The sequence below is a fragment of the Pseudomonas sp. F007 genome, from assembly GCF_057814275.1.
In genome coordinates, this window is sequence record NZ_JBVATA010000009.1 from 368,193 (window position 1) to 393,446 (window position 25,254).

The 25,254-nt window shown below is 63.3% G+C and carries 20 protein-coding genes; 12 read left to right on the forward strand and 8 right to left on the reverse strand.

Annotated features, from left to right (window positions below; genetic code table 11):
* Positions 1-59: 59 nt before the first annotated feature.
* The gene (locus ACZYR5_RS23805) at positions 60-1,511 is read right to left on the reverse strand and encodes a curlin (RefSeq protein WP_489091620.1); all 1,452 of its coding nucleotides are present in this window, start codon (positions 1,509-1,511) and stop codon (positions 60-62) included.
* A 32-nt stretch (positions 1,512-1,543) separates the two neighbouring features.
* Complete coding sequence (locus ACZYR5_RS23810) at positions 1,544-2,011, reverse strand: curlin (RefSeq protein ID WP_489091619.1); 468 nt, start codon at positions 2,009-2,011, stop codon at positions 1,544-1,546.
* A 334-nt stretch (positions 2,012-2,345) separates the two neighbouring features.
* Between ACZYR5_RS23810 and ACZYR5_RS23815 the strand changes: the two genes are divergently transcribed.
* The 5 genes from ACZYR5_RS23815 (at position 2,346) to ACZYR5_RS23835 (ending at position 10,852) form a co-directional block, all read left to right on the forward strand.
* Positions 2,346-3,797 (forward strand): sensor histidine kinase, encoded by a 1,452-nt coding sequence (locus ACZYR5_RS23815; RefSeq protein ID WP_489091891.1) that lies wholly within the window; start codon positions 2,346-2,348, stop codon positions 3,795-3,797.
* A 173-nt stretch (positions 3,798-3,970) separates the two neighbouring features.
* A complete protein-coding gene (locus ACZYR5_RS23820; protein ID WP_489091618.1) occupies positions 3,971-6,778 on the forward strand; it encodes a multicopper oxidase domain-containing protein in 2,808 nt (935 codons plus the stop codon).
* 18 nt (positions 6,779-6,796) lie between these two features.
* Positions 6,797-7,852 (forward strand): SCO family protein, encoded by a 1,056-nt coding sequence (locus ACZYR5_RS23825; RefSeq protein WP_489091617.1) that lies wholly within the window; start codon positions 6,797-6,799, stop codon positions 7,850-7,852.
* A gap of 107 nt (positions 7,853-7,959) precedes the next feature.
* Positions 7,960-9,447 (forward strand): sensor histidine kinase, encoded by a 1,488-nt coding sequence (locus ACZYR5_RS23830; protein WP_489091616.1) that lies wholly within the window; start codon positions 7,960-7,962, stop codon positions 9,445-9,447.
* Entirely contained in the window at positions 9,422-10,852 is a 1,431-nt protein-coding gene (locus ACZYR5_RS23835) for a sigma-54-dependent transcriptional regulator (RefSeq protein WP_489091615.1), read from the forward strand. Before ACZYR5_RS23830 ends, ACZYR5_RS23835 begins: the two co-directional genes overlap by 26 nt.
* A 4-nt stretch (positions 10,853-10,856) precedes the next feature.
* Here the strand turns inward: ACZYR5_RS23835 and ACZYR5_RS23840 are convergent, their stop codons facing one another.
* A complete protein-coding gene (locus ACZYR5_RS23840) occupies positions 10,857-11,207 on the reverse strand; it encodes a hypothetical protein (protein ID WP_489091614.1) in 351 nt (116 codons plus the stop codon).
* A gap of 130 nt (positions 11,208-11,337) precedes the next feature.
* Between ACZYR5_RS23840 and ACZYR5_RS23845 the strand changes: the two genes are divergently transcribed.
* Positions 11,338-11,484 carry a hypothetical protein gene (locus ACZYR5_RS23845; RefSeq protein ID WP_489091613.1) on the forward strand — a complete coding sequence of 49 codons (147 nt, stop codon included), beginning with the start codon at positions 11,338-11,340 and terminating at the stop codon, positions 11,482-11,484.
* Between the two features lie 9 nt (positions 11,485-11,493).
* Here ACZYR5_RS23845 and ACZYR5_RS23850 read toward each other — a convergent pair whose 3' ends face one another.
* The gene (locus tag ACZYR5_RS23850) at positions 11,494-12,444 is read right to left on the reverse strand and encodes a SphA family protein (protein ID WP_489091612.1); all 951 of its coding nucleotides are present in this window, start codon (positions 12,442-12,444) and stop codon (positions 11,494-11,496) included.
* A gap of 253 nt (positions 12,445-12,697) precedes the next feature.
* Here ACZYR5_RS23850 and ACZYR5_RS23855 point away from each other — a divergent pair, with 253 nt between their 5' ends.
* The 6 genes from ACZYR5_RS23855 (at position 12,698) to ACZYR5_RS23880 (ending at position 20,619) form a co-directional block, all read left to right on the forward strand.
* Entirely contained in the window at positions 12,698-13,741 is a 1,044-nt protein-coding gene (locus tag ACZYR5_RS23855; protein ID WP_489091611.1) for an AraC family transcriptional regulator, read from the forward strand.
* Between the two features lie 53 nt (positions 13,742-13,794).
* Positions 13,795-14,682 carry a Dyp-type peroxidase gene (locus ACZYR5_RS23860; RefSeq protein WP_489091610.1) on the forward strand — a complete coding sequence of 296 codons (888 nt, stop codon included), beginning with the start codon at positions 13,795-13,797 and terminating at the stop codon, positions 14,680-14,682.
* A 205-nt stretch (positions 14,683-14,887) separates the two neighbouring features.
* Entirely contained in the window at positions 14,888-15,505 is a 618-nt protein-coding gene (lexA, locus tag ACZYR5_RS23865; RefSeq protein WP_489091609.1) for a transcriptional repressor LexA, read from the forward strand.
* The gene (gene imuA, locus ACZYR5_RS23870) at positions 15,505-16,122 is read left to right on the forward strand and encodes a translesion DNA synthesis-associated protein ImuA (protein WP_489091608.1); all 618 of its coding nucleotides are present in this window, start codon (positions 15,505-15,507) and stop codon (positions 16,120-16,122) included. Before lexA ends, imuA begins: the two co-directional genes overlap by 1 nt.
* Before the next feature lie 7 nt (positions 16,123-16,129).
* Positions 16,130-17,545: a Y-family DNA polymerase gene (locus tag ACZYR5_RS23875; protein WP_489091607.1), complete on the forward strand. Its 1,416-nt coding sequence runs from the start codon at positions 16,130-16,132 to the stop codon at positions 17,543-17,545.
* Positions 17,521-20,619 carry an error-prone DNA polymerase gene (locus ACZYR5_RS23880; RefSeq protein ID WP_489091606.1) on the forward strand — a complete coding sequence of 1,033 codons (3,099 nt, stop codon included), beginning with the start codon at positions 17,521-17,523 and terminating at the stop codon, positions 20,617-20,619. Before ACZYR5_RS23875 ends, ACZYR5_RS23880 begins: the two co-directional genes overlap by 25 nt.
* A gap of 1 nt (position 20,620) precedes the next feature.
* On the opposite strand, the gene ACZYR5_RS23885 is transcribed toward ACZYR5_RS23880, so the two are convergent.
* The 4 genes from ACZYR5_RS23885 to ACZYR5_RS23900 form a co-directional block, all read right to left on the reverse strand.
* A complete protein-coding gene (locus tag ACZYR5_RS23885; RefSeq protein ID WP_489091605.1) occupies positions 20,621-21,556 on the reverse strand; it encodes an alpha/beta fold hydrolase in 936 nt (311 codons plus the stop codon).
* A 231-nt stretch (positions 21,557-21,787) separates the two neighbouring features.
* Positions 21,788-22,471 (reverse strand): flavin reductase family protein, encoded by a 684-nt coding sequence (locus ACZYR5_RS23890; protein WP_489091604.1) that lies wholly within the window; start codon positions 22,469-22,471, stop codon positions 21,788-21,790.
* A gap of 19 nt (positions 22,472-22,490) precedes the next feature.
* Positions 22,491-23,981: an amidohydrolase family protein gene (locus ACZYR5_RS23895; protein ID WP_489091603.1), complete on the reverse strand. Its 1,491-nt coding sequence runs from the start codon at positions 23,979-23,981 to the stop codon at positions 22,491-22,493.
* On the reverse strand, positions 23,978-25,174 hold the full coding sequence (locus ACZYR5_RS23900; protein ID WP_489091602.1) for an amidohydrolase family protein: 1,197 nt from the start codon (positions 25,172-25,174) through the stop codon (positions 23,978-23,980). The genes ACZYR5_RS23895 and ACZYR5_RS23900 overlap by 4 nt, the downstream gene beginning before the upstream one ends.
* Positions 25,175-25,254: the final 80 nt, after the last annotated feature.

Sequence of the window (25,254 nt, forward strand, 5' to 3'; positions counted from 1 at the left end):
AGCCCCCCTCGCAGGTTTTTTCGTTTCAAGCCTTCGATACAACCTGGCAAGCATCCTCCTTACTGTTGCACCACATTGGCTTTGTTGCCATCGCCGGTCTGCTGCACGTTGCTGTATTGCGAGGTGCCGCTCTGGTTGATGGTGGCGCTGTTGTTGTTGCCGCCCTGGGTCACGTAGGCCAGGTTAAGGTTGTCGGTCTGGGTGATGGTGATGCTGTTGTCTTCACCGTAGAGCTGGGTGGTGAAGGCCTGGTTGTCGCCGCCGGACTGGTCGAGTTCGACTTTGTTGCGGGTGCCGGCGGTGGTGCCCTGGGCCAGGTTGCTGATGCCGCGCTGATCGGCGATGAGGATGTTGTCGGTGCCGTTCTGGTCGAACCACAGCTCGTTGTTGGTATCGGCCTGGACCACGGTGGCGGTGTTGCCGTCCATGCTCTGGTTGAGGTTCAGCACATGGCCGCTGTCTTTCTGGGTGAAGTTGGCGGTGTTGCCGGTGCCCGACTGACTGATATTGGCCGTCTGGTTGCTGCCGAACTGGCCACCCAATTGCGGGCCTTTCCAGTTGCTGGCGTAGACCTTGTTGTCCTGGCCCACGGACGACACGTTGAGAGTCTGGTTGTCACCGGTCTGGTAGGTGTAATGCAGGTTGGAGGTGCCATCCTGATAGATCGACAGTTTCGCCTGGTTGGCCTCGTACTGGTCGGCATACACGGCGTTGCTATCACCGGATTGGCCCACCAGGGCGGTGTTGTTTTCACCAAAGCTCTGGTCGATCCCGGTTTCGTTGGCGATGCCGTATTGATTGATCGTGGACTGGCTGTTGGTCTGCCCCTCTTGCCAGACTTCAACGCCGTGACCATCACCGTTCTGGTTGACGTTCGATTTACTGCCGCCGCCATAGCGCTGATCGCTGTAGGCATAGTTGTTATCGCCGGTCTGACGGATCTCGATCTGGCCGTCCTGGTGATTGAGGTGCTCGCTGGTGCCATAGTTGCCGTTACCGGTCTGGATCACCAGGGCGCTGTTCCGGGCGCCGCCGTCCTCCAGCTGTTCGATGTTCGCTTCGTTATTGTCGCCGAGCTGCTGGGTCGTGCCCTTGCTGTCCGATTGCCATTCCTGGTAGACCAACGAGTTGTTGCCGCTGCCGTTCTGTTCCTGCACGGCTTCGTTGCCACCGCCGCCGATCGACTGGCTGGCATGGGCGGAGTTGAAGCTGCCTTCCTGGGTCACGCTGATGGTGCTGTTGTTGTCGTCGATCTGCTCGGCATAGCTGGCGTTGTAGTCGCCGTTCTGGGTTTGCTCGATGGTACTGCTGGCCAGTTGCTGCTTGGCGGCCACATCGTTGCCCGTGCCGGTCTGGTTCTGGGTGGTGGTGCTGGCCGAAGCCTGGATCTGCAGGACATCGGCGATGTTTTCAGTACCGTCCTGGGTCTGGTAGGAAATACTGTTGGCGGCCATGGCCTGGGCGCTGAGGACGATCAGGATCGCGGCGCTGAGGGGTTTCAAAGTGAACATGGTATTACCTCCTAAGGGATTTAGTGCCTGGTCTAGCGATACTGCTGAACCGAAACGCTCATACCGTTGCCCGACTGCGTCACGGCGCTTTGCAGCCCCGTACCGGCCTGATCGATGCTTGCGTTGTTGTTGCTGCCGTTCTGTGAAATCTGAGCCCGGTTGCTGCTGCCGGTCTGGGTGATCGAGGCCGCGTTGCCGTAGCCCTGTTGCGTGATCAAGGCCATCAGGTCGTTGCCCTGTTGCAGGATCCAGGCTTCCTGATTGCTACCCGACTGGACGATGTTGCCCAGCAGTGACTGGCCGTTCTGTTGAATGCTGGCCTGGTTGCCCAGACCGTTCTGATTGATCAGCGCCTGCTGGCCAACCGGTGGTGGCAGTTCACCCAGGTCGGTGGCGGCTGCCAGGTCGTCGTTGTCCATCAGATCGTCGGCCCATGCACCCGAACCTGGCAGGTTCAGGAGCAACGACAGGCAGAGCGCGGTGAGGGTCAGCGGTTTCATGGCAAGCTCCTGGAGACCTGGCCAGACCCATCGGCTGTGAACCGGTGGGGGATGGGCTCAGTGGCTCAGTTCGAGTTGCAGGGTCTTCGGCAACTCCCATGCCAATCTCCATAAATAGCGCTGTAATGCTTGTTCCAGAGCGGTTAAGGCCTTTGGTTGCGATGCGCTATGGTCAGTCGGGAAGGGCGTTTACCCCCAGGTTTGGGGATGACGGGGCGTTGGGGGCGGGCGGTTCGGCGGTTAAACATCGCCCGCCACCGGGCAAAACCATGGCGGTGCGCTATAACCCATATACGGGTGCCGGAGCCCGGAGCGGGAAGCCAACTGGATGAATATGCCTCTAAGAATCAGCCGGCGAAAAGCACAGGGCGCGGGCTCGGGGACGCCTCGCGTGGCCTTCAATCTGCTGCGTTGGTTCTCCTTTGTCAGCCTGGGCATCATCGGCACGGTGGCGGTCGGACTCGGTGCGGTCTCCACGCGTTTTGTGATCACCGAAAGCGTCCAGCGCGATGCCCTGCTGACCGCGCAATTCATCCAGGCGATTGCTTCAGCCGAAGTGCGGCATGTCTCGATTGCCAATGTGCGGACCATGGGCGAGTTGCTCGATCCGCGTCAGGATCATCAATTTCCCGACGTTGATCCCTTGGCCCGTGCGGCGGCCAGGGGCGAATTCCTCGATCATGTCGCGCACCTGCCCGATGTGCTGCTGGCGAACATTTACGCCCCCGACCGCACGGTGATCTGGTCGACCAATCCGGAGCTGATCGGCACGCGGATTCATACCGATGAAGACCTCGATTACGCCTTCGATAACAAGGTGCCGGTCTCGGCCAGTTATCACGACGTGGATCGCACGCGCCTGGAGCAGAAATTCCTCAATCCACCGGATTTCCTGTTTATCGAAAACTACATTCCGCTGTTCGATGTCGATGGCAAGAACGTCTCGGCGATGGTCGAGATCTACAAGGAACCCAAGGACCTGATCAATCGGATCGAGCGCGGGCTGGTGCTGATCTGGCTGGCCACGGCGCTGGGGGGCGGGTTGATTTACCTGGGGCTGTACTGGATCGTGCGGCGGGCAGCGATGCTGCTGGCGCAGCAGCAGCGCCAATTGGTGACCAACGAGACCTTCGTGGCGCTGGGGGAAATGTCCTCGGCCGTGGCCCACAGCCTGCGCAACCCGTTGGCGACCATTCGCTCCAGTGCCGAACTGGCGCTGGAGTTCGACGACGGCGCGGCGCACAAGAACATCAATGACATCATTGCCCAGGTCGATCGCATGTCGAAGTGGGTACGCGAGTTGCTGCAATCGTTGCGGCCGCTGACCGACGATGCCGAGGCGGTCAATCTGGTGGCGAGCATCCATGACAGCCTGGCGGCGTTCGAACAACAGATCGCCCGTTCTCGCACACAGGTGCTGTTCACCCCGCAGAGCGCGCCGCTGGTGCTCAATCAGCAGGTGCAGCTCACGCAGATTCTCAACAGCCTGATCGCCAATGCCCTGGAAGCCATGGGCCCCGATGGCACGCTCAGCGTCAGCGTGCAGGAGGAAGGGCAGCGGGTAAGCCTGGTGATCAGCGACACCGGCAAGGGCATGAACGAGGAGCAGCGCAGCATGGCATTTCGCCCGTTCTTCACCACCAAACAAGGTGGGCTGGGGGTCGGCCTGGTGTTGGTCAAGCGCATCATGGAGCGTTTTGGCGGCAGCGTGAGCCTGGACAGCAGTGAAGGCGAGGGCACTTCGGTGCGCCTGGATTTCAAGGCTGCCCCCGGGGAACGGGTGTGAACTTTCCCCGCTAACGGGTGTCATCCCCCGGTTTTTACCGGCTGTGATCTTTTGACATAATTTGTAACATCTTGTTTTTTTGGGTGTTAATACTTTCGCAAAATGCCATCTCGAGAGTGGCGAGGTAATTGCTCATAGCCATTACCTCTCCAAAAAACTCGAGGTGGTTGGCAATGACTAGAAATACGCGGCACCCTTTCAAGTGGATGGGCCTGTTGACGCCGTTGAGCGTCTGCGTGGCGTTGGCTGTGGGTTCCTTCGAGCTTCAGGCCAGCCCCATCGATGACGAGAATCAACCCGAGGCTTCCGATCCGTCGGCCTACCAGGACGAGCCGGCCGACGAACCGTCGGCGCTCAGCAGTATCCTGACGATGCCCGAGGCCAACGAAGACTCCTTCGATTTGCCCAATTACGTCAAAGGGACCAAGACCGATCTGCGGGTGGAAAACGTGCTGCCGCCGGCGGCGCAGACCAGTTTCAACTACCCCACCAACGGCAAGCCCAGCCCGCTGTTCGGCGCCTTGCCGTTTACCCAGCAACTGCTGCTGTTCGAGGAATTCGGCCCGGAAAAACTCGACCCCACCACCCCGGCCGCACCCTTGGGCTTTCCAGTGGCGGCCATCGGCCCGGCACCGGAGCAGGACCCCGTCAGCGCCGCTCGCAGTGGGCCACCCAGTGCCGAACTGGACGCCTTTCTGCGTCAGCCAGGCCTGACGCCATTCCCCAGCCAGGTGTCGAACACGGTCGACCGCAACCCGTGGCAGGCACAGATCGAGTACTTCCTCAATCGCCACATCGGCTCCTCCGCCGAAGGCCGGCCGCCAGGAAAGGGCTGGTCCCATCAGCGCTGGAACGAGTTCTACCCGCAAGCGGCCTACAAGACCGTGCAAACCGGGATCCGCGTCAACCGTGGCCTGCGCGATGCGCGGCAGATGCACGGCTACGCGCTGGGCGAGTTCGGCCCGGGCGGGCTGTATCACAACGTGGCCGGCGTACCTGCCACCGATGGCACGGCCAAGGGTGTCGACCCACGGATCCACCCCAAGATGCCAGTGCAGAACCACAACTCGGTGTGGACCTTCGATGGCACCTTGCCGCCCAAGTTGCTGATGGTGCGCTACGGCCAGCCGGTGATGATGCGTCACTACAACGGCTTGCCGATCGATCCCTCGGCCAACGCCGGCTTCGGCCTGCACACCATTTCCACCCATGAACACAACGGCCACAACCCGGCCGAGAGTGACGGCTATGCCAACTCGTTCTTTTTCCCCGGGCAGTACTACGACTACCGTTGGCCGGTACAACTGGCCGGTTATGACAGCATCAACACCAGCGCCCAGGACCCGCGCGCGGCGTTCCCTTGCTCGCCGGGTGAAACCCTGTGGGTCAACGACGCCAACCCCGGGCGCAAGACCTGCGACCACGGCACCATCAAGATTCGTGGCGATTATCGCGAGACCATGAGCACCCACTGGTTCCACGACCACATGCTCGATTTCACCGCGCAGAACGTCTACAAGGGCAACGCGGCGATGATGAACTACTACAGCGCCCTGGACCGCGGCAACGAGTCGGTGGACGACGGCGTCAACCTGCGATTCCCCAGCGGCAATGCGCTGGCGTGGGGTAACCGCGACTACGACATCAACCTGCTGTTCGCCGACAAGGCCTGGGATCAGAACGGCCAACTGTGGTTCAACCCGTTCAATACCGACGGCTTTATCGGTGACCAGGTGCTGGTCAACTGGCAATACAAACCGACCCTGGATGTGCGGGCGCGCAGCTACCGCTTCCGTATCCTCAATGGCTCGGTGTCGCGCTACTTCAAGCTGGCGATCGTGCGCGAAATCAAGGGCAGTAGCGGCGAGTTCCAGGGGCCGAAAAACTCCGGGCTGTCCTACAGCCGGGTGCCGTTCCACATGATTGCCAACGACGGCAACATCATGGAACACAGCGTGCCATTCGACGGCAGCATGGACCTCGACGCCGATGGCGATAAGCAGAATCACAACGCGATCCTGCCGACCCAGGGCATCGCCGAGCGGTTCGACATCATCGTCAACTTCGCGAAAAACGGCATCAAGCCAGGGGACAAGCTGTTCGTGGTCAACCTGCAGGCCCAGGACGACGGCAAGGGGCCGAAGGAGGTCATCCCCCTGGGCGATGTGCTGTCGGAAAAATACCTGGCAGTGATCAAACAGACCAGCAAGGGCCCGCAGTGGGACAAGGGTGATCCGGCGGTAGGCAAAGTCCTGCAACTTAACGTCAAGGCCTACACTGGACAAGACCTGGCCATGGATCCGGCAGCCTACGAACCGGCCAAACCAGGCAAGGCCGAAGGCAAGGTGATGATCCCGCTGAAGATCCACCGCGACAACCCGGCTGACCAGGCCCTGCTGGCCAATGCTCGGCACCGCACGTTCGTCTTCGGCCGCTCCGATGGCACCGATGAAGCACCCTGGACGGTGAAAACCGATGGCGGTTTCGGCTATCACATGGATCCACGCCGGCTCAACGCCTCGACGCAACTGGCCAGTGGCCCCACCGATGCCGGGGTCAACGGTTTCGGCACCCTGGAGGTGTGGAACATCAAGGCCGGCGGCACGGGCTGGAGCCATCCGGTTCACGTGCACTTCGAGGAAGGCATCATCCTCAGCCGCGGCGGCAAGGCGCCGCCAGAGTGGGAAAAGTGGGCACGCAAGGACGTCTATCGCATCGGTTCGGAAGCCGATGGGCTGGACAACGTCGAAATGGCGATCAACTTCCGCGAATTTGCCGGGACCTACATGGAGCACTGTCACAACACCCAGCACGAGGACAACTCCATGCTGCTGCGTTGGGACATTGAACACCCCGGGCAATTCCAGTTGATGCCAACGCCGCTGCCGAGCTGGGATGGCGTGCGCTATGTGAACTCTGCCGCGCTGCCGACCTTCCGCAGCGGTGACGGCAAGGGCCCACAAGTGGCCGTGAAAAAATAACCTGTCGAGGACCTGACCATGACCCGTCCACCCCCCCGCACGAGCCTGTTGATCCTGACCGCCGTGGCCTGCCTGTTGAGTGGCGGGGGGCTCTGGGCCAGCGACGAGGCGACCCCTGTCGAAGCGTCTGCGACGCCCTGGGGCGCCGACTATTTTCCCAATACGGTGCTGACCAACCAGGACGGTCAGCCCATGCGCTTTTTCGATGACCTGATCAAGGACAAGGTGGTGGTGATCAACTTCATCTTCACCGGCTGTGGCGACTCCTGTCCGCTGGAAACCGCACGGTTGCGCCAGGTGCAGAAACTGCTCGGCGATCGGGTCGGCAAGGACGTGTTCTTCTACTCCATCAGCATCGACCCACTGAGCGACACACCCGCGGTACTCAAGCAGTACGCGGAAAAATTCAAAGTCGGCCCGGGTTGGCAGTTCCTCACCGGGGACTTCCAGGAGATCGCCGATCTGCGGCGCAAGCTCGGGCTGTTCATCGAGGGCGTCGACAACGGTCGCACCAAGGACCACAACCTCAGCCTGATCGTCGGCAACCAGGCCAGCGGGCGCTGGATGAAGGCCTCGCCGTTCGAAAATCCGTGGATTCTCGCCGATCAGTTGGCCAACACCCTGCAGAACTGGAAGCACGCCAGCACCGAACAAAGTTATGCCGATGCCCCGGTGCTGCGTCCGCCAAGCAATGGCGAGGAACTGTTTCGCACGCGCTGCGCCTCCTGCCATAGCCTCGGCCCGCAGGATGGCCAGGGGATCGGCATGCGCAATATCGGCCCGGATCTGATCGGCGTGACCCAGCAACGCGACCCGGTCTGGCTGCGACGCTGGATCAAGGAACCGGACCGCATGCTCGCCGAGAAGGATCCGTTGGCACTGAAATTGTATGAGGAGTATGACCGGATCTCGATGCCCAACCTGCGCCTGGACGACAACGCGACCGTGGCCATCCTGCGTTTTCTCCAGGACGAAACCGAACGCCAGCAAGCGCTCGTCACACCGGTGGTCAACAGTGAGGAACACGGCCATCGACCCGGGCCGGTACCGGCGGAGATCAGCCTTATGCAGTAGCGGCTTAATAACATCATTGGCCTGCTGTTTTGGCCAATGGCTTCTACACTGGTGTGGAGTATTAACCGCTTAGTTATACAACCGGATTGCAATCAGGAACGTCTCTCATGCAGACGCTGGAAACAACAAAAATACCTGAGCAAGCCTTTTCATCGGGCGAGCGCAAGGGCTGGGGCGGGCAGTTCAATCTGCTGCGCTGGTTTTCCCTCGCCAGCTTTTTCATCATCGCCGCGGTGGCGCTGGGCCTGGGGTATGTCTCGACGCGCTTCGTGGTCACCGAAAGCATCGAGCGCGATGCCTTGCTCACTGCCCAGTTCATCCAGGCCATCGGCGCCGCCGAACGGCGTCACGCCTCGATCAGCGAAGCCCGGACCATGGGCGAGTTGCTGGACCCGCGCCAGGACTACGCCTATCCCGACGTCGACCCACTGTCGCGGGCTGCGGCGCGCAACGAGTTTCTCGATCATGTCGAGCACCTGCCGGATATCTTGCTGGCCACCGTTTATGCGCTGGACCGTACCGTGGTCTGGTCGACCAATCCGGACCTTATCGGGGTGCGCATCGACGACGATGATGAACTCGATGAGTCCTTCGCCATGAAGGTGCCGGTGTCCTCCAGTTACCACGAAATCGATGATGAGAAGCCGGAGCAACGCCTGCTGCGCGAGCCCAAGTACCTGTTCATCGAAAACTACATCCCGATGTTCAATGCCGACCAGAGCAAGGTCATCGCCATGGTCGAGATCTACAAGGAGCCGGCCGATCTGGTGGAGCGTATCCGCCGCGGCTTTACCGCGATCTGGGTGGCGACGATTTTCGGCGGCCTGCTGATTTACCTCGGCCTGTACTGGATCGTGCGCCGCGCCGCGCTGTTGCTGCAGACCCAGCAACAGCAATTGGTCACCAACGAAACCTTCGTCGCGCTAGGGGAGATGTCCTCGGCGGTGGCCCACAGCCTGCGCAACCCGCTGGCGACCATTCGCTCCAGCGCCGAGCTGGCCCAGGACATCGCCAGTGCCCCGGCGCAGAAGAATATTGGCGACATCATCAGCCAGGTCGACCGTATGTCGCGTTGGGTCCGCGAGTTGCTGGTGTCCTTGCGACCGATGCACGACGATCACGAGGCAGTCGACCTGGTGCTCGCCCTGGACGACACCCTGAGCGCCTTCGATGCACTGATCAAACGCTCGAATGTCGAGGTGCGTTTTACCCCGGGCAGCTATCCGGCGGTGGTCAGCCAGCGGGTGCTGCTGACGCAGATTCTCAACAGCCTGTTCGCCAATGCCCTGGAGGCCATGCCCAAGGGCGGCGTGCTCAGCCTCGACATCGCGCAGCTGGAAAACGGGCACTTGCAGATGACCCTCACCGACACCGGCAAGGGCATGAGCAAGCAGCAGGAACAGATGGTCTTCAAACCTTTTTTTACCACCAAGCAGGGCGGCCTCGGGGTTGGCCTGGCGTTGGTCAAGCGAATAATGGAGCGCTTTGAGGGTTCGGTCGAACTGACCAGCCAGGAGCAGGAAGGAACCCGTGTGTGTCTGACCTTTAAAGTGGCAGCGGGAGGGGAATATGGAGCACAGCATACTGCTGGTTGAGGACGACGAGTTGCTCGCCGAAAACATCCAGACCTATCTGGAGCGCAAGGGCTTCGAGGTGACCGTCTGCCACAGCGCCGAAGAAGCGCTGGAGCAACTGAACACCTTTGTGCCCGATGCGGTCTTGACCGACAACTCGTTGCCGGGGATGAGTGGTCACGACCTGATCCAGAAGCTGCGCATCAGCGCGCCGGATCTGAAAGTGATCATGATGACCGGCTACGGCAACGTCGAGGATGCGGTCACGGCGATGAAGGAGGGCGCGTTTCACTACGTGACCAAACCGGTGGCCTTGCCGGAACTCAAGTTGCTGCTGGACAAGGCGCTGGCGACCGAGCGGATGGAGCGCACGCTGTCGTTCTATCAGGAACGCGAGGCGCAGAAGTCCGGGGTGCAGGCATTGATCGGCGAGTCCGGGCCGATGCTGGCGCTGAAGAACACCATCTGCCAGTTGCTCGATGCCGAGCGGCGGATGGCCAACTCCGACCTGCCGCCGGTTCTGGTGGAGGGCGAGACCGGCACCGGCAAGGAACTGGTGGCCCGGGCCCTGCATTTCGACGGTCCGCGCAGCAAGGGGCCGTTCGTCGAGTTCAACTGTGCGTCGATTCCTTCCAACCTGCTGGAATCGGAGTTGTTCGGCCATGAGAAGGGCGCGTTCACCGACGCCAAGGATCGCCGCCTGGGCCTGGTGGAAGCGGCCGATGGTGGCACGCTGTTCCTCGATGAGGTGGGCGAGATGGACCTGCTGCTGCAGGCCAAGCTGCTCAAGTTGCTCGAAGACCGGACCATCCGCCGGGTTGGCTCGGTGAAGGAGCGCAAGGTCGACTTGCGGATCATCAGCGCAACCAATTGCAACCTTGAACAGATGGTGCAACAGGGCAAGTTCCGCCGCGACCTGTTCTTCCGCCTGCGGATCATTTCGATCAAGGTGCCGCGCCTGTATGCACGGGTCGACGACGTGCTGCTGCTGGCCAGGCATTTCCTCGGCGTGCATGGCCGGCGCTACGGCAAGCCGAACCTGTATTTCAGCCCCCAGGCCGAGGAACTGCTGCTCAGCTACAGCTGGCCGGGCAACGTGCGCGAGCTGCGCAACATGCTCGAGCAAACCGTGCTGCTGGCGCCTCACGACAGCGTGGGCGCGGCACAGTTGAATGTCTGCCACAGCCTGGTGGAGGAGTCGCTGCCGCAGTTCGAGTCATCGTCATTCAACGAGCCGCGGCCGACGTTCAATGGCAGCGACAGCATGAACCTGCCGGAAGTGGAGCGCGACATGGTGCGCAAGATGCTCGACAAGACCGACTGGAACGTCACCAAGTCTGCACGGCTGCTGGGTTTGAGCCGCGACATGCTGCGTTACCGCATTGAAAAACTCGGCCTGGAGCGCCCCGACAAACGCCAGTGGTAGAGCGTCACTCGGTCGCCGGCGCCTGGTCCTCGGCATCTACGGGCTCGCAGTCGTTGGGGCAGCGTCCGATGGGCACGGTGTTGTCGACGTAGACCCCCAGATCCGGGTTGTAGGTGCGGCGCAGCAATTGCGGCCGGGTGTCACCTACGCTGGGCAATTGCGAATTGTTGAAACTGTGGGAATCGGACAGCGGTACGAAATCCTGTGGCGCTGAGTCGGCGAACGGCTTGGCCGGGGTGGAGTACAGCGTCTGGGTTTCCGAGTCGATCAACAGGGGCCCCTGGGGAGCGTCGAGGTCGTCGGCGACGGCGGATAGACAGACCAGTAACAGCAACAGCGATCCAGTGTTTTTCATGCCACCACCTTCTGCCTGACTCGCGCGAATCCCCAGACATCAAGTGTAGCAGTCACACCGGACTCCGCCGTCCCGGGTGCCCGGCTTGTTCTATTCTTCAAGGTACACATTCACTGCGGGAGATGGCGTCATGGCAAAAGAACAACCACGGGAGCAGGAAGACGAGCAGAAGCCCGACGAGGCCCGACCGGAAGAAAATCCGCCGCCGCAAACCTGGAAGCATGACGACAGCCGGGAACTATCGGACCTGGATCAGGAGCGCCCCCTCAAGCCCTGAACCCTCACATCAAAAGGCGTAGGGAATGCTGACCTTGGCCCAGAGCATCTGGCCCTCGGGACGGTTCTCTACGTCGAACTCCCTGGCCCAGCGCAACTCGGCACTGGCGTATTTGAGAAAAGTGAAATACAGCGCCGGACCGATGGCGAATACTTCGCCGCGCACCCCATCGTTCACATCCTGGCCGTTGAACTGCACGGTCCTGCCGAACTGTTTGTCGTCGGTGGTCTGCTTCAGGTAGTAGCCGTTGAGGCCCAGGTTCAGGTTGTCGGTGACCTTGTAGCTGGCGGAATAATCGAAGTGGAAAATCTGCCCCGAGCGGTAGTCGGTGTCGTGGTTTTCCTGGTTGAAACTGTAGGTGGTCTTGAGCGACAACTCGGTTCTTTCGCTTGGTAGCCAGGTGAAGGAAAACAGCGGTTTGTAGGTGTAGAAGTTGTTACTGGTATTGGCCAGGCGAGTCGCGTCGTATTCGCCCGTGGGAATGGTGATCTCCACCGCCGCGCCCAGAGTCAGGTTTTTTCCCATATCCCACAGGATGATCGGCGCCACCGTGGTGTCGCCCATGCTTTCTCGGTCATCGGAAAGGCCGAAAGCCTGCACTTCCTGCTTGATCCACGGCTGCGCGATATAGAACCCCAGGCGACCGCCGGCAATGCGCAACGGGCTGAGGTAGTCCAGGCGCGGAATCACCGCTTCGGACTTGATCTCCACCCCTGGCACCTTGCCGCCGAGCGAGCTGATATTCAGCTCCCGGGCCTTGTAGTAGTTGTAGTAGAGGTTGAACGCAACCATGTTGTCCGGAAGGCTGTTGACGTCCAGTGGCAGCATGAAGAAGCCATCGGTGCCGGGACCGATATTGTCGACTCCGGATTCGGTCGCCTGGGCCGTGGCACAGAGACTCGACAGCAGGGCCACGCCGGCGGCCAGGCGCAGGGGAGAAAACAGAGGATTGGGGTTCATGTCTGGGCTCTTGTTCTTGTGGTTGGAGGCGCCATCGACCTTCACGCAGGCCTTGCTATAGAAATAAGCGCTCGGGGCTCGGCGGGGCAGGGTATTGGCGGACACAGAGCGGACATCTGCGGACAGCCTCTGGCCCGCCTTGATACCTGGCCGACGCTGTTGGCAGCAGGTTGGCGGTCAGGCGGCCAGGCGTGCTAACGTTTGTCGACATAACCAGTTACAAAAATAAGAACAGCTGCGGAAACCGTCGTCCATGCCTATCAAAGTCATCGATCCCCACTACGAACTGGCGCTGGTGTCTCCCTTCCTTCTGCAAACCCTGGCCGAAGTGGCCGCCGCCAAGGGCATCGACCCGCACAGCCTGTGTCGTGGCCTGGGCTTTACCCTCGACGATCTCGAAGATCCCGCGCAGCGGATTTCCTACCGCCAGGCGGTGGCGATGATCCAGCGCGCCCTCAAGGTCATTCCCAACCAGGGGCTCGGGCTCTGGGTTGGCAATCAGAACGTGTTGGGCACCCTTGGCCTGCTGGGGCACGTGCTGTCGCTGTGCAGGACCCTGCGTGATGCCTTTGAGCTGGGGATTCGCCATCAGCACACCACCGGCGGCATCGTGGTCTCCAGCGTGCAGGAAGTGCCAGGCCAGGTGTTTGTCGACGCCGAATGTCGCCTGCCGTTTGCCGACGTTCAGCAGTTTGCGGTGGAGGAGTTCTTCGCCAGCCTGCTGGTCTATGGCCGGGCGCTGGTGGGGGCGGATTTCCACTGCCTGCGAGTCGAATTCATGCACGCCGCACCGGATTACGTGGCGCAGTATCATCGCTTGCTTGGGGCCGATGTGCGCTTCGGTTGCCTGCACAATCGGCTGGTGCTGGAGGCGCACTGGCTGGATGTGTGCCTGCCCAATCATCATTCCCTGGCGTTGCGCCAGGCGGTCAAGCTGCTGGAGCTCGAAGGCGCCCAGGTGCATCAGAAACTGGACCTGATCCAGGCCGTGGAGCGCGCCATCTCCCGCGACCTGACCCGTGGCAGCCACCTGGAAAAAATTGCCGGCGACCTCAACATGAGCGGTCGCACCCTGCGCCGCCGCCTGACCGAGCACGCCCTGACCTTCGAGGCCCTGCTGGAGCAGGTGCGCCAGGCGCGGACCATGAGCCTGTTGGCCAACCCGGACATGTCCATCGAGCGCATCACCGAGGAAGTCGGCTACAGCGACGTTCGCAGCTTCCGTCGGGCGTTCAAGCGCTGGACCGGGCAAAGCCCGAGTGCCTACCGGGGGGAGGCGCAATTACCGGCGCACTAGTCACAAATCCTTACTTGGCGTAGTAGAATTCCCGCCTTTCCCAAGGAGTTCCCATGAGTAACTACCAGCCCGGCATCCTCGCGACCCCCGTTCCGTCCCAGGCGCGGCACCTGTTTTTTGCCCTTGAATCGGTAGAAGCCCTGCCAGCGGCGCTCGATCAACTGGTGCAATGGGTCGACGGCCAATCGGCGGTGGTGGGTTTTGGCAAGTCGCTGGTCAATGCGCTGGGGGCGAAAGTCGCCGGTCTGCGACCGTTTCCGGCGATGATCGGCGTCGGCGTGGAGAACCCTTCGACCCAGCACGCACTGTGGCTGTGGCTGCACGGCGAGGACCGCGGCGAGCTGCTCAATCGCAGCCAGGCCATCGAGGCCGCGCTGGCCCCGGCATTGCGCCTGGTACAAATGAACGAAACCTTCCGCCACATGACCGGGCATGACCTGACCGGTTATGAAGACGGCACCGAAAATCCTCATGATGATGCAGCTGTGGCGGCTGCTTTGGTGGCAGAAGGCGCGGACGGTGAAGTCGGCGCCAGCTTCGTCGCGATCCAGCAGTGGCAGCACGACCTCAAGGGCTTTAACGCCATGCCGTCCGAAGAGCAGGACCACATCATGGGTCGGCGCAAAAGCGATAACGAAGAACTCGACGACGCGCCGCTCTCGGCCCACGTCAAGCGCACCGCCCAGGAAAGCTTCAGCCCCGAAGCCTTCATCGTGCGCCGCTCGATGCCGTGGATCGAAGGCGACCGCGCCGGCCTGATGTTCACCGCCTTCGGCCACTCCTTCAACGCCTTCGAAGCCCAGCTGCGGCGCATGAGCGGCCTGGAAGACGGCATCGTCGACGGCCTGTACCGCATGAGCCGACCGATCACCGGCGGCTACTACTGGTGCCCGCCACTCAAGGAAGGCCGGCTTGATCTGCGGGCGTTGAACGGCGGCTGACCACACCCTTGTAGGAGCTGGCTTGCCAGCGAAGGGGCCACCAGCCACACCGCATCAACTTCTTCGCTGCGATACGGCGGCCCGACAAGCCAGCTCCTACAGGGTTGCGATGACAGCAGGTGTGGGGATCGGCCGCCGATGATCTGTCGTCCTCTCCACCATCACGACTGGCGGTTCTTGTCAGAAAAACCCGACAGGAGTACAAATGTACTCCATGACTACTTTAACTCCCCGCCGTGCCGCCATCCTGACCTTCATCAGCGACCGTATCGCTCAACAAGGTCAGTCCCCGAGCCTCGCTGAAATCAGCGAGGCCTTTGGTTTTGCCTCGCGCAGCGTGGCGCGCAAGCATGTGATTGCCCTGACTGAAGCCGGCCTCATCGAGGTCAACCCGCATCAGGCCCGTGGCATTCGCCTGCTCAATCAGCCGCGCCGCCCGGAACTGCTGGATATCCCGGTGCTCGGGCGGGTCGCCGCCGGTGCGCCGATCGGTGTCGATGCCGAGGTCCATAGCCGTTTGTGGCTCGACCCGGCGCTGTTTTTCCGCACCCCTGACTACCTGCTGCGGGTCCAGGGTGACTCGATGATTGGCGACGGCATTCTCGACGGCGACCTGGTGGGCGTGCGCCGCAGTACCCAGGTGGAAAACGGCCAGATCGTGGTCGCGCGGCTGGAGGGTGAGGTCACCATCAAGCGCTTCGAGCGCCACGCCGACAGCGTGCACCTGTTGCCACGCAACCCGGCCTACAGCCCGATCGTGGTCAGCGCCGACCAGGACCTGGCGATCGAAGGGGTGTTTTGTGGCCTGGTGAGGCAGGGCTGATGGGCGCCGTCGTTGCGCTGGATACCCTGTTCAATGGCGGCCAGGTCTGGAAAGGCCGGCCTGCGCCAGCCCATGTCAGCACCCAACCCACCGGCCACGCGGCGCTGGATGCCGCATTGCCCGCCGGTGGCTGGCCGGAGGCGGCGCTCACGGAAATCCTGATTGCCGGGCAGGGCGTTGGTGAGTTGCAACTGGTCTGGCCGACCCTGGCCCGCTTGACCGCTGCCGGCGAGCGGGTGGTACTGGTCGCTCCGCCCGCCATTCCCTATCCCCAGGCGTGGCAGAACGCCGGAGTCGACCTGCGCCAGTTGTCGATCATCCAGGCCAGCGACCGCGAGGCGCTGTGGGCCGCCGAGCAATGCCTGCGCTCGGGCAGTTGCGGCGCCGTGCTGTGCTGGCCGAAGCAGGCCGATGACCGGGCCTTGCGGCGTTTGCAGGTGGCGGCCGAAACCGGGCAGACCCTGGTGTTCGCCTACCGGGCGAGCCAGGAAGCGCTCAACCCTTCGCCGGCGGCCCTGCGCATTGCCATCGATGCGCGTCCGGCCCAGTTGCGCGTGCTCAAGTGCCGGGGCGGGCTGCTGCGTACGGCACCGATCGCCTTCGCCACGCGGCACTGAGGTTGCAATGCGCTGGGTCTGTATTGTTTTCCCGCAGCTGGCGCTGGACGCGGTATTACGTCAGCGCAGCGATCCTGAAGAACCCCTGGTGTTGCTCAGCGGTCCGGCCCAGCGGCGGGTATTGCAGGCGGTCAATGAGCCGGCGCGGGCCCTGGGGCTGCGCGCGGGCCAGTCGATGACCGCTGCCCAGGCCTTGAGCAAGGCCTTTGTCAGTGCCGACTATGACGTGGCTGGCGTCGAGCACTGGCAGCAGTTTCTCGCGGCCTGGGCCTATGGTTTCAGTTCCCAGGTCAGCGTGCATTTTCCCCGCACCCTGCTGTTTGAAATCGAGTCGAGCCTGGGGCTGTTCGGGCCCTGGCCAAAGCTCGAGGCGCGTTTGCGGGCCGAGCTGACAGCGCTGGGGTTTCGTCATCGCCTGGTGACCGCGCCCAATCCGCTGGCCGCGCGAATCCTCGCCAATGCCCACGACGGCCTGGCGGTGGCGGATCAGTCCAGCCTGGAGTGTTTGCTCGGGCAGATGTCGGTCGAGCGCATCGGCCTGCCACCCACAGACGCCACGGCCCTGTCGCGGATGGGCTTGCGCACCCTTGCACAACTGCGGGCGTTACCACGCCAGACCCTGGCCCGACGCTTCGAAGCCACGCTGCTCAAGCACCTCGACACCTTGCTCGGCGAGCGGCCCCTGGCCCTGGGCTTTTACCTGCCGCCGGACCGTTTCGATGTGCGTATCGAACTGAATTTCGACGTGCAGTCGCACCAGGCCCTGCTGTTTCCATTGCGCCGCCTGACGGCTGACCTGGCCGCGTTTCTCTGCGGTCGCGACAGTGGCGTGCAGCGTTTCGACCTGCATCTGGAACATGCCGGCCTGACCGACACCCTGGTCAAGGTCGGGCTGCTCAGCGCCGAGCGCGACCCGGGCATGCTGTTCGAACTGGCCCGTGGACGCCTGGAGCAGGTCCAGGTCGAGGCGCCGGTGCGCGGCTTTCGCCTGTCGGCGCGGGATTTGCCAAGCTTCGTGCCGCAGCGCCGCGAGCTGTTTGACGAGCGCCCCCAGCAATCCTTGCCCTGGGAGCAACTGCGCGAACGCCTGCGCGCCCGCTTGGGTGACGACACGGTACAAGGCCTGGGCTTTCAGGCCGATCATCGCCCGGAGTGTGCCTGGCAGCCCAGCACCCAGAGTCAGTTGGCCGTGATGCTGTCGGACGCTCGGCGTCCGGGTTGGTTGCTCAGTGAGCCGTTGCCGGTGCAGGAAGGCGCGGCGCAGATCCTCATGGGGCCGGAACGCATCGAGTCCGGCTGGTGGGATGGCGCCGACGTGCGCCGGGATTACTACCTGATCGAAACCCGCAGCGGGCAACAGGGTTGGGCCTATCGCGAGGTGGGCGAGGGCGGGCCGCTGTGGCTGCAAGGTTGGTTCGCATGAGCACCGGTTATGCCGAGCTGCACTGCCTGTCGAACTTCAGTTTCCAGCGTGGGGCCTCCAGTGCGCAGGAGCTGTTCGAACGGGCCAAGGCCCAGGGTTACCAGGCCCTGGCGATCACCGACGAATGCACCCTGGCCGGTATCGTCCGCGCCTGGCAGGCGTCCAGGGTGCTGGGCCTGCCGCTGATCATCGGCAGTGAAGTGCGGGTCGAGGACGGCCCGAAGCTGGTGCTGCTGGTGGAGAACCTCGACGGTTACCAGGCGTTGTGCCGCTTGATCACCCACGCCCGCCGGCGCAGCGAGAAGGGCCACTACCGGGTCCTGCGCGAGGACTTCGACGAGCCGATGCCGGGGCTCCTGGCCTTGTGGTTGCCGGATCGCGTCGACAGCCAGGCCCACGGCGCCTGGTTGCAGCAGCGCTTTGCCGGGCGCCTGTGGCTGGCGGTCGAGTTGCATTGCGGGCAGGACGATGCCCGGCGCCTGGCCGAACTGTTGGCGCTGGCGGCGGATTTGCAGATCCCGGCGGTGGCCTGCGGCGATGTGCACATGCATGCCCGGGGCCGGCGAGCCCTGCAGGACACCATGACTGCGATTCGCCTGCATGTGCCGGTGGCGGCTGCCGGTCAACGCCTGCACCCCAATGGCGAGCGCCACCTGCGCAGCCTCGAAACCCTGCGCGTGCTGTACCCGGCGGCGTTGCTCGAGCAGAGCCTGGTGATCGCCCGGCGCTGCAGCTTCGACCTCGGCCAGTTGCGCTACCAGTACCCGCGCGAACTGGTGCCCGAGGGCCAGACGCCGACGTCCTGGCTGCGCCGCCTGACCGAACAGGGCCTGTGCCGGCGCTGGCCCGAGGGACCGAGCAGCGAGGTGCTGGCGCTGATCGATAAAGAGCTGCAACTGATTGCCGAACTGGGCTACGAAAGTTACTTCCTGACAGTGGAGGACATCGTCAGCTTCGCCCGGCGCCAGCGCATCCTCTGCCAGGGCCGGGGCTCGGCGGCCAACTCGGCGGTGTGCTACGCCCTGGGCATCACCGAAATCGACCCGAGCCGGATGAACATGCTGTTCGAACGGTTTCTGTCCCGCGAGCGTAACGAGCCGCCGGACATCGACGTCGATTTCGAGCATGAGCGCCGTGAAGAAGTCCTGCAGTACGTATTCCAGCGCTACGGACGCCGCCGCGCCGCGCTGACCGCGGTGGTCAGCACCTACCACGGGGCCGGGGCGGTTCGCGATGTGGCCAAGGCCCTGGGTTTGCCGGCCGACCAGATCAACGCCCTGGCCGATTGCTGCGGACGCTGGAGCGACGAAGCGCCCCCCCTGGATCGCCTGCGCGAGGCTGGCTTCGATCCCGACAGCCCGGTGCTGCGTCGGGTGCTGGGGCTGACCCGGCAACTGATCGGCTTTCCCCGGCACCTGTCCCAGCATCCCGGCGGTTTTGTGATTTCCGAGCAGCCGCTGGACAGCCTGGTGCCGGTGGAAAACGCGGCCATGGCCGAACGCACCATCATCCAGTGGGACAAGGATGACCTGGACATGGTCGGCCTGCTCAAGGTCGATATCCTCGCCCTGGGCATGCTCAGCGCGATTCGCCGCTGTTTCGACCTGGTGCGCCACTACCGTGGATTGGAGTTGAGCCTGTCGAAGATCCCGGCCGAGGACCCGGCCACCTACGACATGATTTGCCGCGCCGACACCATCGGCGTGTTCCAGATCGAATCGCGGGCGCAGATGTCGATGCTGCCGCGCCTGCAGCCGCGCAAATTCTATGACCTGGTGATCGAAGTGGCGATCGTCCGCCCCGGGCCGATCCAGGGCGGCATGGTCCATCCGTACCTTCGACGGCGCAACCAGGAGGAGCCGGAGACCTATCCGTCCAAGGCGTTGGAAGCCGTGCTCAAGCGCACCCTGGGGGTGCCGTTGTTCCAGGAGCAGGTGATGCAGATCGCCATCGTCGCCGCCGACTACAGCCCCGGCGAGGCCGACCAGTTGCGCCGGGCCATGGCCGCCTGGAAACGTCACGGCGGCCTCGACCCGCACCAGGTGCGCCTGCGCGAAGGCATGCTCAAGAATGGCTATTCAGAAGCCTTTGCCGCGCAGATCTTCGAACAGATCAAAGGCTTTGGCAGCTACGGCTTTCCCGAGTCTCACGCCGCCAGCTTCGCCCTGCTGACCTACGCCAGTTGCTGGCTCAAATGCCATGAGCCGGCGGCCTTTGCCTGTGCCCTGATCAACAGCTGGCCGATGGGCTTCTACAGCCCCGACCAGATCCTCCAGGACGCGCGCCGGCATCATCTGCAGGTGCGTGCGGTGGATGTCTGTGCCAGCGACTGGGATTGCAGCCTGGAGCCGACCGACGGCCCGCAACCGGCGATTCGCCTGGGGTTGCGGATGATCAAGGGCTTTCGCGAGGAAGATGCGCGGCGTATCGAAGTCGAACGTTTGCTGGGGGCCTTCATCGACGTCGCCGACCTTGGCCGACGCGCCCAGCTCGATGCCCGGGCCCAGGCATTGCTGGCCGATGCCGGCGCCTTACGCCAATTGGCTGGGAATCGGCACCAGGCGCGCTGGGAAGTGGCGGGGGTGCAACAGCAACTGGGCTTGTTCGCCGCTTTGCCGAGCCAGGATGAGCCCCCGGTGTGCCTGCCCAAGCCCAGCGTCAGCGAAGACCTGCACGCCGATTATCACAGCGTCGGCACCACCCTGGGCCCGCATCCGCTGGCGTTGCTGCGCACGCAATTGCGCGGCCTGCGCTGCCGCAGTTCGCGGGAGTTGCTGGCGGTGGAGGATGGGCGCAATGTCAGCGTGGCCGGCCTGGTCACCGGCCGCCAGCGCCCGGGCACCGCCAGTGGCGTGACCTTCGTCACCCTGGAGGACGAATTCGGCAACATCAATGTGGTGGTCTGGCGCGACCTGGCCGAGCGCCAGCGCAAGGCCCTGGTCGGCTCGCAACTGCTCAGGGTCGATGGCCGCTGGGAACAGGTCGGTGAAGTGCGCCACCTGATCGCCGGCCGGCTGAGCGACCTGAGCCCGCTGCTCAATGGCATCAGTGTGTTCAGCCGGGATTTTCGTTGAGTCATGGCTGACGGGCGAAGGTCCTCAGTAACTGCGCGGTGTGCTCCGGGCGTTCGAGCATCGGCAGGTGGTTGCAGCCTTCAAGGATCACGCCGGGGCTGGCCGGATTATCCGGCAGGCCATTGGCAAGGGTTTGCAAGGCAGAGATATCGATCACTTTATCCTCGCGGCAGCCCACACCGAGTACCGGCAAGTCGAGCTTGGGCAAGCGTGAGTCGAGGGCCTGCCATTGTGGCAGTGGACGGATTTGCGCCAGGGTGCTCTCGATAAATCCGCGCTGTGCCTGGTTGCTGGCAATCGCCTGGGCAACCTGCTCGTCGGACATTGGCGGCGGGTCCAGATAGACCAGGCGCGCGGTGCGCTCGACGCCGGCGCGGTCATCGTAGATAAACGGATTGATGCCTTGGTTCAGTTCGCGGATGAAGTCGTTGTCAACAAAGCTCAACCCCAGCGAGCCGATCAAAGCCAGGCGCGCCACCCGCTGCGGACGCTCGGCGGCTTGTACGCCGACAATGGCACCCCCCATGGAGTGGCCCACCAGTGTCACCTGCTGCAGATCCAGCGCCTGGATAAACCCATCGAGGCGCTGTGCCTGCGCCTCGATGTCATAGTTGGCGCCGGCGATACGCGTCGACTCGCCCCAGCCAGGCAGGTCGGGAATCACCAGATGGAAATCGGCGCCAAGGTCCTCGGCAAGGCTGAGCCAGACCTCCTTGCTGGAGGCAAAGCCATGGACCAACAGCAGGGTGGGGCCGTTTTTCGCCCCTTCGTAATAGGCCCAGGTGGTGTCTGTCGCCTGGACTGATCGAGCTTCCAAAGTGGCTTTGGCGTTGCTGGCGAAAAATAGCGAGCTGAGGGCGAGCGCTGTGCCGAGCATAGGGGTCATGACCGTGCTGCGGGTTTTGCGGGCGGGGGTGAAATCGGGTTGTGCGTCCATGTCGAATTAATCCTGATTGCAGAGAGGGGCAATGCAGGCAGGATTGGAGGCGGATTGCAGCGGGGCAGCAATGCTGGCATCTCGGAAAAACTGCCAGCTGAAGTGTCAATGAACCTGTGGAAGTGGGCTTGCCCGCGAAAAGGTCGTCACAGCCAATATCTCAGCGCCTGACACCCCGCCTTCGCGGGCAAGCCCGCTCCTACAGTGGGAGCGGGGTTGCCCGCGATGGCTCTATCGCTGACGCCCATCGTCGGCAGCGCCACCCGGCCAACTCCGCTCCCCACCTCCCGGCGCCTCGTTCCAGGCTTGCAGCGAGCGGGTGGGCAGGTCGAAGTAGTCGCGGGTGCGGGCGTAGCCGTGGCCGCCCATGCGGCCGATGGCGTCGAGGCCGAGTTGGTCGATGTACAGGGTCTTGGGGTCGATCAGTTCATCGCGGACATGGGCCATCAACACCTCGCCGAAAATGATCTCCCGCGACTGGCCGATGTTCAGCGCCATCATCCGTCGGCACTCCAGCGCTACCGGCGCTTCGCCGATGCGCGGGCAACTGACCCGGGTGCCCGGAATCGCCGTCAGGCCAGCGGCGGTCAACTCGTCAAAGCCGGGGGCGAAGGGCACGGCGCAGATGTTCATGGCTTCCACCAGTGCATCGCTGACGATGTTGACGGTGAATTCCTGGTTGAGCTGGATATTGCGCGTGGTGTCTTTCGGGCTCAGGTCGCCGTAGTTTTCCACGCCGAGGGCGAGGATCGGCGGATCGGCCGACAGCGCGTTGAAGAAGCTGAACGGTGCGGCATTGACCCGGCCTTCACCGTCGATGGTGGTGACCAGGGCGATTGGGCGCGGAACCACACTGCCGATCAGGATCTTGTATTTGTCCCGTGGACTGAGGGAGCTGAAGTCGAAACTGTGCATGGGTTTTGAACTCCGGGGATCAATCGCGAAAGGGGTCGATTGCGCACAGCGGCATCTGTGCGCTGTAGTCGTCGGCAAACGGGATGGCCGGCTTGAACAAGGTGTGCCAAGCGGACTGGTCGGCGGCGCGCTGGCTGTGGCTGCGCATCAGCTTGGCGTACTGTTTTTGCGCCTGGCGTTGCAGGGCGGGGTAGTCGACGCCCTGCACCTGGCCGTCGCGCATCACGCAGCGGCCGTCGATGTAGCTGGCGATGCAGTCGTCGCCGCGTCCGGCGAGGACCAGGTTTTTCAGCGGATCGAACAGCGGCCCGAGGTGCAGGCCCTTGAGGCTGAACACGGTGATGTCGGCCTTGGCCCCGGGCGCCAGGCGCCCCAGGTCATCGCGACCCAGGGCTGTGGCGCCGCCGAGGGTGGCAGCGTTGTACAGGTCCAGCGCGCGGGTCAGGTGACTGCCGCGCTCCATCAGGCGGGCGATGTTCAGGCCCTGGCGCATGTTGTCCAGCAGGTCCGCTGGCCAGGTGTCGGTGCCCAGGGCCAGGTTGATGCCCTTGGCGCGGTAGCGGCCAAACGAATTCAGGGCCTCGCCATCACGGGCGAACACCACCGGGCAGTGAACCAGGCTGGCCCCGCCGTCGACCACCCGCTGCAGGTCGTCGTCGCCACTGGTGTAGATCCCATGGGGCAGCAGGCTGCGTGGGGTGAGCAGCTCGAGTTGCTGCAGCCAGGCCAGGGGGGATGCGCCGCGCAGCCGTTGGACCATGGCGTATTCGCTGGGGGATTGGCAGCAATGCAGGCGCATTGGCGCATTCAGTTCGCGGCTCAACTGCGCGGTACGTTGCAGCAACGCCGGGGTGCAGGTCTGGATGCGATCGGGCAACAGCGCGCCGCGAATCAGGTCGCCGTGACGGCCATTGAAGTCGGCAAAAAACCGTTCGGCCGCCGCCAGCCCGGCCAGGCCCCGGGCTTCGTCCCAGTGATGGTCGAGCTGGCCTTTGGCCCGCCAATAAGCCATGCCGCTCATGTAGCACGGCCCGAGGTAGGTGCGCAGCCCGAGGTCGGCGGCGACTTCGGCCACGGCGGCAAATTCGTCGTAGGTCTCGGCCCACTCGCGGTAATACATCGAGGTGATCGGCATGGCCGTGGTGATGCCGTTGCGGATCAACTGGGTGAAGGCGTAGCGGTACTTGAAGACTTCTTCTTCGGCGCCGTAGCTTTCTCGTGATCCGGCAGCCAGGTACTGCTCGGACCACATGCGGCCCATCTGCGATTCGTCGCCGTTGTCCAGGGTCAGCACCGTGGAGTCCAGATCGCCGAGGGCATCGAGGTCGATGAAACCGGGCCCGATCAGGGCGTTGCCATGGTCGATCCACTGGTCCACCGGCCCCGGATAATCACGGCCGACAAACAGGATGCGCGAGCCCTCGAACACCACCTGGCCGTCGCGCCACAGCACGTGCTGGCGTCCGTCGAACCCGACCACGCAGCTGGCCTTCAGGCCAATGATGGTCACAGGCGACTGTCCAGCAGTTGGCCATTGGCCGCGATCAGCCGGCCGCCGCGATAGACCTGGCGCGGCGGACGGGCAACCACGGCTTCACCGAGGGTTTGCACGTTCATCAGGAGGAAGTCCGCGGGTTGCCCCAGCGCCACGCCATACCCTTTGCGCCCCAACGCCTGCGCGCCGTTGAAGGTGGCTGCCGCAAAGGCCGCCGCCAGTTCTTCGTCTTTGTTGAGGTCGAAACGGAACGCCAGCAACATCGCTCGCTCCAGCATGTCGCCATTGCCCATGGGCGACCAGGCGTCGCGGATCCCGTCCGAGCCCAGGCAAACATTGACCCCCACTTCGCTCAGGGCAAGGAAGGGGGGGACCGCGCAGTCGGCCGGTGCCGAACTCATCAGCGAGATGCCCAGCGCGGCCAGGCGCTCGGCCAGCGGTTTGACCTGGGCCCAGGGCAACATGCCCAGGCAATAGGCGTGGCTGATCATCACCCGGCCCTGACGGGCGAAACGCTGGGTGTAATCGGCGATCCGCGCAATCTGCCAGAGGCCCAACTCGCCCTTGTCATGCAGATGGATATCGATGCCGCGGTCGAATTCACTGGCCAGCTTGAACACGAAATCGAGCTGGGCAATCGGGTCGTTGTCGATGCCGCAGGGATCAAGCCCGCCAACGTTTTCCACGCCCAGGGCCATGGCCTCGCGCATCAGCTCGGCGGTGCCGGGACGGCTGATCAGGCCGGTCTGCGGGAACACCACCAGCTCGAGGTCGATCAGGTCGCGATAGTGTTCGCGCAGTTGCTGCATGGCTTCGACGTGACGCAGGCCGAATTCCGGGTCGATGTCGACGTGGCAGCGCATGGTCAGGGAGCCCCGGGCGATGCAGTTTTCCAGCAGCGCACCGGCGCGCTCGGCGATCGGCGTGGCGATCTCGCGCAACACCTGGCGCTCATTGCTGATGTAGTCCTTGAGGGTCGGGCCGGCGCTATTGGGGCGCCAGGGTTGACCCCAGAGGGTCTTGTCCAGGTGCACATGGCTTTCCACCAGTGCCGGGGTCAGCAACTGGCCCTGGCCGTCGATGTCGTTGGATGCCAGCGGCGCGGTCGAGGCCGGACGGCGTTCGGTGAACAGGCCGTTGTCGATCAGCAGGTCTTCGGCGGGGGCGCCGTAGGGGCGGACGTTGCGGAGCCAGTGGGAGGGGGTCATGTCAACCTCGTTCAGGTCTTGAGTTTTGTATTGGCCAGTCGGGCCCCTTCGCTGCGATGCGGCGTCCCGACAAGCCAGCT

Coding starts and splice junctions, on each gene's coding strand:
- ACZYR5_RS23805 (WP_489091620.1), bottom strand. CDS start 1,511: ATGTTCACTTTGAAACCCCTCAGCGCCGCGATCCTGATCGTCCTCAGC.
- ACZYR5_RS23810 (WP_489091619.1), bottom strand. CDS start 2,011: ATGAAACCGCTGACCCTCACCGCGCTCTGCCTGTCGTTGCTCCTGAAC.
- ACZYR5_RS23815 (WP_489091891.1), top strand. CDS start 2,346: ATGCCTCTAAGAATCAGCCGGCGAAAAGCACAGGGCGCGGGCTCGGGG.
- ACZYR5_RS23820 (WP_489091618.1), top strand. CDS start 3,971: ATGACTAGAAATACGCGGCACCCTTTCAAGTGGATGGGCCTGTTGACG.
- ACZYR5_RS23825 (WP_489091617.1), top strand. CDS start 6,797: ATGACCCGTCCACCCCCCCGCACGAGCCTGTTGATCCTGACCGCCGTG.
- ACZYR5_RS23830 (WP_489091616.1), top strand. CDS start 7,960: ATGCAGACGCTGGAAACAACAAAAATACCTGAGCAAGCCTTTTCATCG.
- ACZYR5_RS23835 (WP_489091615.1), top strand. CDS start 9,422: ATGGAGCACAGCATACTGCTGGTTGAGGACGACGAGTTGCTCGCCGAA.
- ACZYR5_RS23840 (WP_489091614.1), bottom strand. CDS start 11,207: ATGAAAAACACTGGATCGCTGTTGCTGTTACTGGTCTGTCTATCCGCC.
- ACZYR5_RS23845 (WP_489091613.1), top strand. CDS start 11,338: ATGGCAAAAGAACAACCACGGGAGCAGGAAGACGAGCAGAAGCCCGAC.
- ACZYR5_RS23850 (WP_489091612.1), bottom strand. CDS start 12,444: ATGAACCCCAATCCTCTGTTTTCTCCCCTGCGCCTGGCCGCCGGCGTG.
- ACZYR5_RS23855 (WP_489091611.1), top strand. CDS start 12,698: ATGCCTATCAAAGTCATCGATCCCCACTACGAACTGGCGCTGGTGTCT.
- ACZYR5_RS23860 (WP_489091610.1), top strand. CDS start 13,795: ATGAGTAACTACCAGCCCGGCATCCTCGCGACCCCCGTTCCGTCCCAG.
- lexA (WP_489091609.1), top strand. CDS start 14,888: ATGTACTCCATGACTACTTTAACTCCCCGCCGTGCCGCCATCCTGACC.
- imuA (WP_489091608.1), top strand. CDS start 15,505: ATGGGCGCCGTCGTTGCGCTGGATACCCTGTTCAATGGCGGCCAGGTC.
- ACZYR5_RS23875 (WP_489091607.1), top strand. CDS start 16,130: ATGCGCTGGGTCTGTATTGTTTTCCCGCAGCTGGCGCTGGACGCGGTA.
- ACZYR5_RS23885 (WP_489091605.1), bottom strand. CDS start 21,556: ATGGACGCACAACCCGATTTCACCCCCGCCCGCAAAACCCGCAGCACG.
- ACZYR5_RS23890 (WP_489091604.1), bottom strand. CDS start 22,471: ATGCACAGTTTCGACTTCAGCTCCCTCAGTCCACGGGACAAATACAAG.
- ACZYR5_RS23900 (WP_489091602.1), bottom strand. CDS start 25,174: ATGACCCCCTCCCACTGGCTCCGCAACGTCCGCCCCTACGGCGCCCCC.